Here is a 13,010-nt window from a genome sequence, read left to right as displayed (position 1 = left end):
CGGACGCGGTCTCGGGTGTGGCGCCGGGGCCCCTACCGCAGATAGCGGTTGAGTTGTTCGACGTCGCTGACGTTGGCCGTAATGCGAGCGATCCGGCGCCCGCGCAGCTCAACCACCGAAGCAACAATCACGTCGAGCGTCTTGCCGTCTTTGCTTCCCGTCTCGTGCAGCATGGCGACCATGCTGTCCCGCCCGTAGAGCACTTGCTGAATCTCGGCCGTGACGCCCGCGTCGTGAAGAACCCGCTGGACCGCAAGGAGCCCCGCGACGCCGAAGCTGGTCCCGGAAACACGACTGGAGCCCGGAATCGACCAGGTGACATCCTCCGTGCACACTTCGCGAAGCCCCTCTTCGTTCATCTCGGCCAGCGCAACCCCAAAGCGCATCCCCAGCTCAAGCCGTTCCGAACTCGCCACAAAAAGCTCCGTTCCCGTGTCCGTGCCGCGCCCGTGCTGTGCCGTGCCCGTGGTCGTGGTCGAGGCGCGGCACCGAGGTCGCGCCCACTCCCGTGAGCACGTCGAAAAGGCGCAGCCGTTCGCCAGGCGCGGCCACAAATCGGCCTCCGTGACCGAGGTCGCAACGAGCGCCAGCAGCTCCGACCGCCGCGCCCCGCCACGCGTGCGGGTCAGAGCGCAGGGCTCAGGGCGCGGGGCAGCGGGTGGGGGAGAGGCCGCCGCTTCGCGCGTGCGGCGTTCCCGGGGTCGGTAGCGTCTCGTTTCATGGAGCGTGCCCGGTTTGTGGTTTTTGCGGCTATCACCTCGCTTGCTGCGGCTCTGATGCCGGGTGCGACGATGCCCGCACACGGATCGGGTGGATCGGTGGCGGCCGCCAGTGACGTCGGGGCCGCCAGTGACGTCCGGGCTGGCAGCGATGTCCGGGCTGGCAGTGACGGCCGGGCCGGCAGTGACGTCCGCGAGCTGGATCGCGCGCGGTTCACGTTCGCCGGGCGGGCGCTTCCTGAGCATCCGAGGTATCGGCCCGCCCCGGGGTCACGGGCCGCGCGCACGCCGGCGGTGGGAGCGGTGCGTGACTGGCCCGCTTTGGACAGCACCACGAACAAGTACTACCCGAAGCGGTTCACGCTGCGCGCGGTCGGGACGCACGTCGAGGTGTGGGTGGCCCAGGACCTCGCGTTTCCGGAAAACGACTGCCGGCGCGGCTCGCTGGAGGTGACCGACGCCCAGATCGCGGGGCTGGTGTCCGAGTTCGACGGCACGATCTATCCAAAGGAGACGCAAGCGTTCCGCGTGCCGCCGGACCGGGCCGGGTCGAACGCGACCGCCCCAGGCGACTTCACCGGCGACGGCGGCAAGACGGTCACCCTCGTCGACAACATCCGCGACGAGAACTATCTGCGCTTCCCGGAGGTGATCACCTACACCGCCGGTTTCTTCTCGCGCGCGATGAACGAGCTGGTCGACCGCAACGTGATAACCCTCGACGCGTACGACTGGTTGCACCGGCTCGGGGCGAACCCGCCGAACGACCCGAGCGACGACCCGTGCACGAACCGTCTGGCGAAGCCGCGCCTGTACGAGGCGACCTTCGCGCACGAGTGGCAGCACCTGCTCGAGTACTACAGCGACCCGGCGGAGCCGCTCTGGGTGAACGAAGGGCTGTCCGATTACGCCCAGACCCTCACCGGATATGTCGACGGCCGCACGACAGTACGGGACCAGGGCAACGATCCCCATCTGATCTGCTACCAGGGTTTCGGGCCGGTGAAGACCAAGTACAACAGGAACCCGCGGGCGTGCGGCGGACCGCAGAACTCGCTGAACCTCTGGAGCGAGGACCCGCCGAACGGCATCCTCGCCGATTACGGGATCGCCTTTCAATTCATGCTCTACCTGCGAGACCGTTTCGGCCCCGGCGTCATCACGGCGCTGCACCGCGACGGCGAGCGGCAGGGACTCGCGGGCGTACAGGCCGCGTTGCCCGCCGGCACGTCGGTCTACGACGTGCTGCACGACTTCCAGGCCATGACCCTGGTGGACAAGGTCGGGGGCGATCCGGGCGCCGTGATCGAAGGAGTTCCGGCCCGGCGGATCACCGCCGCGAGCCTGCGCTCCACGGTGAACCTGGACAACAAGTCCGCATACGACACGCCCGGCGCGGCACCGAACGGCGCCGATTACGTTCCCCTTCCGACGCCCCTGAGGTCGGTGGTCTTCGAGGGCGCGGAGACGTTGCCGCCGTTGCCGTCCGGCTGGACGGTCGCCGGCGGGACCCTCTTCTCCGGCAACCGGGCGGACCTTGACTCGTACGCCGTACGCCGGGTCACGGTGCCGGCTGCGGATCCGACGCTCACGCTGGAAACCGCGTGGGGCCTCGAACCCGGGAACGACTGGGCCTATGTGACAGTGTCGACCGACGGCGGTAAGACCTATCGGGCCGTCGCCGGTGACCGCACCCAGCCCGGTCCGTGGGGACCCGCGCTGACGGATGCGAGCGGTCCGACGGTCACGGTGAAATACGACCTCCGGGCGTACGGGGGAAGCAAGATCTTGATTGGTCTTCGCTATGTCAGTGATGACGCCGTGAACAAGGGCGGATGGCGGATCGGCAGGATCACGCTGGGCGGATCGTTGCTGTCCGACGGGTCCGATCTGCGTGGCTGGACGTCGCCGACCGCCATCGTGCCGACGCGCGTGCATGCCTGGCACGTGACGCTGGCCGGGCTGGGAAGCCACCGCGCCAAGGTCGTGCCACTGTCGAAGTTCAAGGAGCTCAAGCACTATCCGAAGGTGGTCGCGATCGTCTCCTACGACGAGCCGACCGAGCTGATGAAGCAATATGCCCCCTATCGGTTGACGGCGAACGGCGTGCTTCAGCCGGGCGGAAGTACGCCGTAGATCAGCGCCGTGGAGCCGGACCCGGCCCTGTTGATCTGGCCCCCGCAGAGGATGTGGGCGCCGGTCGGTGGCAGGGCGGCGAGATTGGCGAGGATCTCCAGGCTGATCCGATGTCGCTGGTAGACGAGCCGGGAAACCGCGTACGTCGTGTCGCGCCCCGGGTCCGGGCCGAACGTGTCGGTGCCGGTGCCGCCGCGATGCCCCAGCCGGCCCGTGCTGATCAGCCAGTCAATCGTCTCTGCCGCGAAGCCAGGCTGGTGGATACCGCCGTCGGGGGCGCGGGCGAGATATCGCTCGGTGCCCCATTTGGCGTCCCAGCCCGTCCAGATGATCACGATCGACTCGTCCGGGATGCGCCCGTGCCGGGCCTCCCACGTCTCGATGTCGCCGACGCTGACCTCGTAATCCGGGTCGTGGGCGCATTGCGCCCGCACGTCGATCCGCACCGCCGGCCGGAAGAGATCGTCGACGTCCAGCTCGTCGGCAAGTGGCTCGCCCGGGTTGAAGTGGCCGGGCGCCCCCCAGTGCGTGCCGGTGTGCTCGCCCTGGCGGACATAGCGCAGGTAGTAGCCGTCCTTCTCGATCGTGGCGACGGTCTCGAGCTCGAACGGTGGGTCGCCGGGGTACAGATTGGTGGTGGCCGGGTCGTTGACGTGGGACAGGGAGATCAGCCGCATCGGTCGTCCGTTCGCATCGCCGTCGTTCATGCCAGTCATTTGACACTGTCATGATGACAGTGTCAAACTCGTCGGCGTGTGGACGATGGATGAGCTGGTGGAGAAGGTGCGCGAGGCCTTGGCGGCCGAGTATCCGGGCGCACCCAATGGCCGTGTCCGCGACGTGCCCGACCGCCGGGCCATCCGGTGGTATACGACGATCGGCCTGGTGGACAAGCCGCTCGGCATGCGCGGGCGCACGGCCCTGTACGGGCCACGACACCTCCAGCAACTGGTCGCGATCAAGCGGTTGCAGGCCGAGGGTCGCAGCCTCGCGCAGATCCAGGCCGACTTCACGTGGCTGTCCCCGGAGGGACTCGGCGAGGTGTCCCAGGTGCCGCAGGCGTTGATGGCGGATACCGGCGCGCTCGGGCCCGAGCTGTCCGGGCGGCACGCCCGCTTCTGGGCCGACGCGCCAGCGCCGGGGGTCACGGCTGTTTCGCCTGCTGGAGCCCGCGCGGTCACGGCCGTTCCGCTCGACGGCGGTGTGATCCTGCTTGTCCCGCAGACCCTGAACGACCGCGACCGAGCCGACGTCACCGCGGCCGCCGCACCCTTGATCGCTCTGCTCGCCGCTCGTGGCCTCACCGATGGGAGTTCGTCATGACCATTTCCGTCACCCCGATGGGGCCGGAGGAGCTCGGCCGCATCCGCGTTTTCCCCGATTCCGGCTTCGGCCGGTTGCACACCGACCGAGGCAACCTGCCGCTGGACCGTCTCGATGTGCGCACCCGCATCAGTGGCCTCACCGCGCGCACGGTCGTGGTGACCGAGTTCCTGAACGCTCACGACGTCGCGCTCGAGGCGACATACATCTTTCCGCTGCCCGACCGGGCCGCTGTCACCGGCATGACCATGACCGCCGACCAGCACACGGTCGAGGCCGAGCTGCAGGAGCGTGGTGCGGCGCGCGAGGCGTACGACCAAGCCATCGCGGCCGGCCAGCGGGCCTCGATCGCCGAGGAGGAACGGCCCGACGTCTTCACCATGCGGGTCGGCAACATCCTTCCGGGGGAGCGTGTCGTCGTCGAGCTCAGCCTGGTCGGGCCGCTGCCCTTCGAGGACGGCTCCGCCACCTTCCGGTTCCCGCTGGTCGTCGCCCCTCGCTACATTCCCGGTGCGCCGTTGCCCGGCGCCACGGTCGGCGACGGTCAGTCGCTCGACACCGACGCGGTGCCGGACGCGTCGCGCATCTCGCCGCCGGTGCTGCTGCCCGGCTTCCCCAATCCGCTGCGGCTCTCCATCGGCGTCGACATCGACCCGGCCGGGCTGACGCTCGGTGATGTCCGGTCCAGTCTGCACACCGTGACCGACCAGGGTGGCACGCTGACGATCGCGCCCGGTGAGCGAGCCGACCGCGACTTCGTGCTGCGCATCGGTTATGCGGGTGGTGCCCAGACCGCGATCGCCGTGCCGGACGAGAGCGGTGACGAGACCCAGGGCGTGTATCACCTGGTCGTGCTGCCACCGGACGAAGCCGCGGCACCCCGGCCGAAGGACGTGGTGCTCCTGCTGGACCGTTCCGGCAGCATGGGCGGCTGGAAGATGGTGGCCGCACGCCGGGCCGCGGCCCGCATCGTCGACACGCTGACACCCGCGGACCGTTTCGCGGTGCTCACCTTCGACCACCAGATCGACCACCCCGCAGATCTCGGTGGGCAGCTGACCGAGGCGAGCGACCGGCATCGCTTCCGCGCCGTCGAGCACCTCGCCCGTGCCGAGGCGCGCGGCGGCACCGAGATTCTCGCGCCGCTCACCGAGGGGCTCGGCCTGCTTCGGGCCAGTGAGGGTCGCGATCGGGTGCTCGTGCTGGTCACCGACGGCCAGGTCGGCAACGAAGATCAGATCGTGCACGACATCGCGCCGCTGATCGGGACGACCCGCATCCACACCATCGGGATCGACCGAGCCGTCAACGCCGGGTTCCTGGGCCGGCTCGCCGCGCTGGGCGCCGGCCGGGCCGAGCTGGTCGAGAGCGAGGACCGGCTGGACGACGCGATGGACAAGATCCATCGCCGGATCGGCGCGCCCGTCGTGACCGACGTGCGAGTGACCGCCACCGGTGGCATGCGCCTGCACGACGACGAGCGCACCCCGGCACGCCTTCCCGGCCTCTATCCCGGCGTGCCGCTGGTGATCAGCGGGCGGTATTCGGGGGCGGCGACCGGTTCCTTCACGGTCACCGGGCGCACCCGCGACGACGAGGAGTTCCGCACGACCGTCGAGGTGCGGGAGCGCCACGAGCCCGCCCTGACAGCCCAGTGGGCCCGGGCCCGCCTGCGAGACCTTGAGGACGCGTACGCGGCCGGCGACCGCAGCCTCGAGCAGCGGATCGTCGGCACGTCGCTGCGGTACGGCGTGCTGTGCCGCTTCACCGCGTTCGTCGCGATCGACAACCGGGTGGTCAACCAGAACGGTGAGAGCCGGCGTGTCATCCAGCCGGTCGAGCTCCCGTCCGGGTGGGAGGTGACAGCGGAATCAGCGACGCCGATGATGTTCAACCTCGCGGCCTCGTCGTCGGCCATGGTCGTCCCGCCGTCGCCACCCGCGCCGGGTGCGCCGCCGCAGTTCGCGCCGGCCCGCGCCGACGCCGCGCCGCGCGCCCGCATGACCAGGCCGGTGGGCTCGGTGGGCGGCGCGGTCCTGCGGGCGGCGTCCAAGGCGATCGGCATGGACTCCCCGGCGGTGTCGCTCGACGAGATGCGGACGCTGGCCGGCACCGAGGCCGAGCGCTTGCGAGATGCCGCCGACCAGCCTCGCCGCGAACGGCGCGACCTGCTGGACGACCTGGCAAGCCGCCTGCGCGTCCTGATCGGCCAGACCCCCGACGAGGCCTACGCCCCGCTGCGCGAGCTGATCACACGGCTGGAGGCGGGCGACACGTCGCTGGCCGCCAAATGGAAGGCGGCTGTGGACACGTTGACCGCCTTCGCGGGCGGCAGCTCAGCACGCACGCCAGGCTCCCCGGCAGCCACCGGCGCGGGCGGCAGCTCAGCAGGCACGACAGCACCTAGCGGCGCTGGTGACAGCGCGTCTGATGGCCCGCGTCCGAGCGCCACCCCGACCGCGGCGAGGAAGGATTTCTGGAAGCGATAGGCGCCTAGGGGCCGGGCCGGTGCGGGGCCCTGAAGGGCAGCGGCCGGGCCGGTCGGCCCTGGCTGGCATCCGGGCGGGTTCTGGGCGGTTGGCCCTGCTGGCGTGTGGCGGGTCCGGGGCTGTAGGTTCGGCAAGATCATTTGCGGCGGCAAGCGGCGAGTGTCCGGCTCGGACTCCGGGGACGGCGTGTGGTGTCGGTAACTCGACTTGACCCGAATTCGCAGGTCCGTGCCGGGGCGCGCGGAAAGTCGGATGTTCGGCGGGCGGTCTGCGCCGCCGCGTACGGGTAAGTTGGCCTCGATCAACTTTGACGCGACAGGTGAGTGGTGAAGGACGACAACCTCGGCGAGGATCGGGACCCTCTGCTCGTTCGGCCGTACCTTCTGCATGACACCGGCACCGCCCCGGCCGACGACGACGAGTCGACCCAGACGTGGCCGGCGGCGGGCACGCGGGAGGTTCCGGCTCAGCGTGCGCTCGGGAGCCTCGACGAGCCGACCACCGTGCTGGCTCTCCCGGCCGCGCCGGAAGGACGGCACACGCGTCCGGTCCCGCGCCGGCTTGTGCTTCTGTCCGTCGTGGGTGCCGTCGCGCTTCTCATCCTCGGGGTCGCCGGACTGACGACGCTGCGCACGGGCGGGGCTCCTACGTCGGCGCTTCCGGCCGGTCCGCTGCCCGCGGCCACCGGCCCGCAGCCGACCAGTGCCAAGCCGTCGACCGAGACGGGTGCGGCCACCACGACCACCGAGAGCACACCGGACGCGGGCGGCCCCGGCAGGACCGCGCCGGCCACCCGGGCGGCCGGCACCGGGCAGCCGACGAAAGTGAACCCGCCCGTCGCGAGTGGTCAGCCGACGGTCAAGCCCACGGCTTCCGACGGGCAGCAGGCGGCGGTGCCGGCGAGTGGCCGCACCGGCGCGATCCGCGGCCAGAACGGCTTGTGCCTCGACAGCAGCGAATCGTTCGGCGGCGACCACATCGAGGTGGCGCGCTGCGACGGTTCCGGAACGCAGAACTTCACGCTGGCGACCGACGGCACGCTTCGGGTGAACGGAAGGTGCGCCGAGGTGTCGTTCGATGCGAGCCTTCACACCGACTCGTGCGACAGCCGGGGCACGACGAAGTGGCGGACCTCGGGTCAGTTGCTGATCAACACGGCGAACAGCTTCTGCCTGACCGATCCGTCCGGCGGCGGTCACGGCGGCACGCGCGTGATGGTGCTGCCGTGCGGCGGTTCCGCAAGGCAACGCTGGTCGCTGCCGTAGCCGAACCGCGCGGAGCCGGCCCGAGCCGAGCGGAGCCGAACGGAGCGGAGCCGAACGGAGCCGAGCCGAGCCGAGCGGAGCCGAACCGAGCCGAGCCGAGCGGAGCCGAGCCGAACGGAGCCGAACGGAGCCGACCCAAGCCGACGAGGGGACTCGCGTCGACTTTCTCGGAGCGCCGAGCCTGGACGATCCACGGAAGGAACCCGGCAACGTGGAGCTGAAACCGCGAATCCGTCACTGGATCGAAACCCTTGCCCTCCCCGGGCGGAAGGTCGCCACGACCCGCCCGCTCACCGGCGGATTCAGCAACGACAATGCGCTGGTCACCCTCGCAGACGGCGGCGAATACGTGCTGCGACGCTATCTGCGCAAAAATTCCGCGGCGGTCGAGGCCGCCCTCGCCGCGCGGCTGAGCGGGGTGGTCCCGGTGCCCGAGGTGATCGCGGCCGATCCGTCCGGCGGGGCAGCCGGTGAACCGGCGCTCCTGTCCACCTTCATGCCCGGACAGCTGCTCGGCCATGTGCTGACCGACCCGCCACCCGCGTCAGCGCAGCTCGGCCACGCGGTCGGTGCGACGCTCGCTGCCCTCGGGTCGATCACCTTCGCTTCAGCGGGGTTCTTCTCCGACGGCCGCCTGACGCCGGACGGGATCGAGCCCACCAGCGACCTCGACGTATTCGTCGAACGCTGTCTGACCGACGGCAACGCCCAAGGCCACCTGAGCGACGAGGACCAGCGCAAACTCCTGCGCGTCGCCGAGCGGGCCACCGATGACCTGCGGGTCCTGCGCGGCTCCCGGCAGCTGGTGCATTCCGACTTCAACCCGAAGAACCTGCTGGTCGCCCGGCCCGACGGGACGACATGGCAGGTCACCGCCGTCCTGGACTGGGAGTTCGCGTTCAGCAGCTCCCCGCTCGTCGACATCGGCAACATGCTCCGCGACCCCCGGCCGCCCGCGTTCGAGCAGGGCTTCGTGGACGGCTTCCGCGAATCCGGCGGCGACCTGCCCGCCGACTGGCGACGGCTCAGCCAAGCCCTCGACCTCTTCGCCCTCGCCGACTTCCTCACCCGACCGCCGGATCACCGATACTTCCGGCGCGCGGTCCGGCGCATCCGGGAACTCAGACCGCCCGAGCCGCCGCCCGGCCCGCCTCCCGCCCGCTGAACAGGCAACCCCCGAGGAAGGTTCCCTCCAAAGCGTTGTACCCGTGCACCCCGCCCCCTCCGAAGCCCGCGACCTCGCCCGCCGCGTACAGGCCGGGAATGGGGGAGCCGTCGTGCCGCAAGGCGCGCGATGACAGATCGGTCTGAATTCCGCCCAGCGTCTTGCGGGTCAAAATGTGCAGCTTGATGCCGATCAGCGGGCCAGCCGCCGGATCCAGGATCCGATGTGGCGTCACCGTCCGGCCGAGTTTGTCGCCAAGGTAACGCCGCGAGTTGTGAATCCCCTGGACCTGGGCATCCTTGCTGTAGGGGTTGGCGATCTGCAGGTCGCGCGCCTCGATCTGCTCGCGAATCACCGAGAGTTCCAGCAACGGCGACGACGTCAGCTTGTTCATTCCGGCGACCAGTTCGTCCAGCGTCGAGGCGACCACGAAATCGGCACCACGCGATTTGAACGCCTCGACCGGCCCCGGCGCCGCCTTGCCTAGAATCCGCTCTTTCAAAAAGGCGCGACGGTCTTTCGCGGTGATGTCCGGGTTCTGTTCGGAGCCGGACAACGCGAACTCTTTCTTGATGATTTTCTGGGTGAGGATGAACCACGAATGCGAATACGAAGCGATGTCCGGTGTGGTCCGCAGGTAACGCAACGTGCTCATCGTGTCGTAACCGGGCAGGCACGGCAGCGGCAGCCGGCGACCCAGCGCGTCGAACCACATCGAGGACGGCGCGGGCAGGATCCGGATGCCGTGCCCCGGCCAGATCGGCTGAAAGTTCTGGATGCCCTCGGTGTAGTGCCACATGCGATCCCGGTTCACCAGCCGCACGCCCGACTTGTCGGCGATATCCAGCATGCGCCCGTCCACGTACGCCGGAACGCCCGTCACCATCGACGACGGCGCCGTGCCTAATCGGGCCGGCCAGTACCGGCGTACGAGATCGTGGTTTGCTCCGATGCCACCGGTGGTGACGATGACCGCCGCCGCGTTCAGTGTGAACTCACCGATCTCCGACCGGTTCGACGGCACCCCCCGGGCGGTGTCCGACGGCGCCAGCAATTTCCCCCGTACGCCCGTGACGGTCTCGCCGTCGAAAATGAGCTCGTCCACGCGATGCCGATGGTGGAATGTCACCAGCCCATCGTCGGCGGCGCGCAGAATCGACTGCACGAACGGCGCCACGACACCGGTACCGGTACCCCAGGTGACGTGGAAACGCGGCACCGAATTGCCGTGCCCGTCCGCGCGCAGACTCCCGCGTTCCGCCCACCCGACCGTCGGCAACCAGCTCAATCCCAGCGAGGAAAGCCAGCTGCGTTTTTCCCCACCGGCGAATTCCACGTACGCCCGGGCCCAGCGCACCGCCCAGGAATCCTCGTCGTCGAGCCGGTCGAACGCGGCGCTGCCCTGCCAGTCGTTCCAGGCCAGCTCGACCGAGTCCTTGACCCCGAGCCGCCGCTGCTCCGGCGTGTTCACCAGGAACAGTCCGCCGAACGACCAGAAGGCCTGCCCACCGAGGTTGGCGGCGTTCTCCTGATCGACCAGGGCGACCTTCTTGCCGGCGCGGGTCAGTTCATGGGCGGCGGCGAGCCCGGCCAGGCCGGCGCCGACAACGATGGCGTCTGCGTTCACGACCAGGAATTTATACGAAAAAGTTTCGTATGCAATCGATCGGCCCGGCCGCGAGTGGTCGCGGCCGGGCCGAAAACGACCGCTATGGGCCGGTGACGATGCTGGTCACCTGGTGTCCACTGTTGACCGTGTCGCCCGTGTTGTTGATGACGTGCGTGATCGTGCCGGTGCCGCCCAGCGAGACGGTCACCATGTCGCGGAACTTGACCCCGGACTTCACCGGGACCTCGAACGCGCGGGCGTTGACCACCGCCTTGTTCACGTTGAAGAAGCAATAACTGCCCAGCCCGTACGCCTCGTGCGTGGTCACCGAGTCGGCTACCTTGTACGCCGCCCAGCCTTGCGTCGAGCCGTTCATGTACGCGGCCTGGTTCGGCGGGTCGTACGGCATCTCGTTCTGGTAGAAGTAGGTGCGCCCGCGATCGCCGTTCCAGATCGTCTGATACTGCTGGTAGTGCTCGACGAACAGGCCGTAGAAGGTCACGTCGTTGCCGTTGACCACGAGCCCGTTGCGCCCGGGGTTGAGCGTCCATCCCCATGTGCCGTTGTTGCCGTGGTCGGCGCGCCAGATCCAGGCGTGGTCGCCGATCACGTTGTTGCTGTTGATCTGCATGCTGACCGTGGCCTTACCGGCGACCGCGCCGCCGAGCCGCACGAAGACGTCGGACAGGACCGTCGGGTTCGCCGCGTGGCTCGCCGTCGACCCGGTGGGACCGACCTGCAGCAGGACGTTCGAGTTGGTGGTGCCGGCGTCGAACAGCACGCCCGCCAGCTTGACCCCGTCGACGTCCGCGATGTGCATGGCGTCGACGCCGCCGTCCGGCATGAACGTGGCCAGGCCCAGACCGAGGATCACGGTGTTCGCCCGGGTCACGTTCAATGTCTGGTTCAGGTGGTAGACGCCGGGCGTGACCAGCAGGTTCTTGCCGGCGGCCAGGGCCGCGTTGATCGTCGTGGCGGTGTCGCCGCTCTTGACGATGTAGAACGTGCTGATCGGCAGCGACGAGCCGGCCGGGTTGCCGTTCTGCCAGCTCGTCCCGCTCGCGTTGGTGCGTACGGCGGGAACGAAGACCTGGTACGCGCCGGCGCTGTCCACGTACAGGTAGGGCTTCTCGGCGATCACCGGCGCGCTGCCGATCGTGGTGAACGGCGGGCTCGGGAAGCTCTGCGCCGGAGCGCCCGGGCTGCCCACGAAGACCTGGTTCCAGTTCGAGCCGTTCCAGCTGCCCATCTGCGAGTTACGGGTGAGGAACTGCTGCTGCGACCCGGACTGGATCTGCCCGTCGATCTTCGAGTCGGCGATGAAACCACCGGACGACCAGCCACCGTCGGACAACGCCAGATTTCCCCGTACGTGCATACGGCGGTACGGCGCGGCCTGCGACACCGACCAGCGGTCGAGCCCGTCGCCCGGCGTCACGGACAGTCCCTCGGCCGACCGCCAGAAGTTCTGCGTCGCGTTCTGCGTGCCGTCCGGCCACCAGTCGGCCTCGACGTGCACGTGGCCGTTGATGTTCACCTGGTCCGGGGTGAGGCCGAGCCCGGCGACCTGGGTGAAGAAGCCGACGTTCGCGTCCACGTTGTACGAGCCCGGCTTGAACAGCAGCGCGTACCGGGCGTTGCCGAACTGGTTGGTCTGCTGCTGGCTGAAGACGCTGTTCAGCTTGCTCTGGATGGTCGCCGACGACATCGACGGGTCGAAGATCGTGACGTTCGGACCGAGATCCGGGTCGTTCGGGTTGGTGGGCGGCGGTGTCGTGGTCCCTCCCGAGAACGTCCACTTCTGGTTGGCGCCGCCCGAGCAGTCCCAGAGCTGCAGCTTGGCGCCGTTGGCGAGGTTGTTGTCCTTGATGTCGAGGCACTTGTTCGCGGCGAAGTTGACCAGGTCCTTCGACGCGCTCAGCGTCCACTTCTGGGTGGCCACCGTGTCGAAGCAGTCCCACAGGTGCACGACGGCACCGTTGGCGGTCGAGTTGTTCGCGACGTCCAGGCACTTGCCGCGTGCCTGGACCGAACCGTTGTCGGCGAGGGTCCACACCTGGTTCTGGTTGCCGCTCGTGCAGTCCCACATCTGCGGCTGGTTACCGTTGGCGGTCGAGCCGTTCGTGACGTCGAGGCATTTGCCGTTGGCGGAACTGACGATCGTGCCGGACGACGCCGCGGAGGCGCTCGTGACTCCGACGAAGCCGACGGCGGCAACGCAGGCGATGATCGCCGCAAAAGCCGCCGTCAAGGCGCGTTTTCGCATGGGGGATCTCCCGGTGGGGATGGGGGATGGGGAACCGG

Annotated in this window: 9 protein-coding genes; 5 read left to right on the top strand and 4 right to left on the bottom strand. The window is 69.2% G+C overall.

What is annotated here, in order from left to right; all coding sequences use genetic code 11:
* Positions 1–32: 32 nt before the first annotated feature.
* On the bottom strand, positions 33–416 hold the full coding sequence (locus HH310_RS10125; RefSeq protein WP_169175198.1) for a nuclear transport factor 2 family protein: 384 nt from the start codon (positions 414–416) through the stop codon (positions 33–35).
* 606 nt (positions 417–1,022) lie between these two features.
* On the opposite strand from HH310_RS10125, the gene HH310_RS10120 reads away from it, so the two are divergent.
* Positions 1,023–2,855: an immune inhibitor A domain-containing protein gene (locus tag HH310_RS10120; protein WP_312033942.1), complete on the top strand. Its 1,833-nt coding sequence runs from the start codon at positions 1,023–1,025 to the stop codon at positions 2,853–2,855.
* Here HH310_RS10120 and HH310_RS10115 read toward each other — a convergent pair.
* Complete coding sequence (locus HH310_RS10115) at positions 2,831–3,562, bottom strand: cyclase family protein (protein WP_248293862.1); 732 nt, start codon at positions 3,560–3,562, stop codon at positions 2,831–2,833. The genes HH310_RS10120 and HH310_RS10115 overlap by 25 nt on opposite strands.
* Before the next feature lie 55 nt (positions 3,563–3,617).
* Between HH310_RS10115 and HH310_RS10110 the strand changes: the two genes are divergently transcribed.
* The 4 genes from HH310_RS10110 to HH310_RS10095 all read left to right on the top strand — a co-directional run bounded on the left by HH310_RS10110 (position 3,618) and on the right by HH310_RS10095 (position 9,097).
* Positions 3,618–4,178 carry a MerR family transcriptional regulator gene (locus tag HH310_RS10110; RefSeq protein WP_169175333.1) on the top strand — a complete coding sequence of 187 codons (561 nt, stop codon included), beginning with the start codon at positions 3,618–3,620 and terminating at the stop codon, positions 4,176–4,178.
* Positions 4,175–6,667 (top strand): VIT domain-containing protein, encoded by a 2,493-nt coding sequence (locus tag HH310_RS10105; protein WP_169175196.1) that lies wholly within the window; start codon positions 4,175–4,177, stop codon positions 6,665–6,667. The genes HH310_RS10110 and HH310_RS10105 overlap by 4 nt, the downstream gene beginning before the upstream one ends.
* 326 nt (positions 6,668–6,993) lie before the next feature.
* Positions 6,994–7,932 carry an RICIN domain-containing protein gene (locus HH310_RS45280; RefSeq protein WP_169175195.1) on the top strand — a complete coding sequence of 313 codons (939 nt, stop codon included), beginning with the start codon at positions 6,994–6,996 and terminating at the stop codon, positions 7,930–7,932.
* Positions 7,933–8,143: 211 nt separating this feature from the next.
* A complete protein-coding gene (locus tag HH310_RS10095; RefSeq protein ID WP_169175194.1) occupies positions 8,144–9,097 on the top strand; it encodes a phosphotransferase in 954 nt (317 codons plus the stop codon).
* On the opposite strand, the gene HH310_RS10090 is transcribed toward HH310_RS10095, so the two are convergent.
* Both HH310_RS10090 and HH310_RS10085 read right to left on the bottom strand, forming a co-directional pair.
* Entirely contained in the window at positions 9,054–10,724 is a 1,671-nt protein-coding gene (locus HH310_RS10090) for an FAD-binding dehydrogenase (protein ID WP_169175193.1), read from the bottom strand. The two genes, HH310_RS10095 and HH310_RS10090, sit on opposite strands and share 44 nt — an antisense overlap.
* Positions 10,725–10,806: 82 nt before the next feature.
* Positions 10,807–12,972, bottom strand: coding sequence for an RICIN domain-containing protein (locus HH310_RS10085; RefSeq protein WP_169175192.1), 2,166 nt, complete (start codon positions 12,970–12,972; stop codon positions 10,807–10,809).
* Between the last annotated feature and the right edge of the window lie 38 nt (positions 12,973–13,010).

The organism is Actinoplanes sp. TBRC 11911 (assembly GCF_012933445.1).
In the GTDB taxonomy this organism is placed as follows: Bacteria; Actinomycetota; Actinomycetes; order Mycobacteriales; family Micromonosporaceae; genus Actinoplanes.
This window is presented reverse-complemented; position numbering and strand designations above follow the sequence as displayed.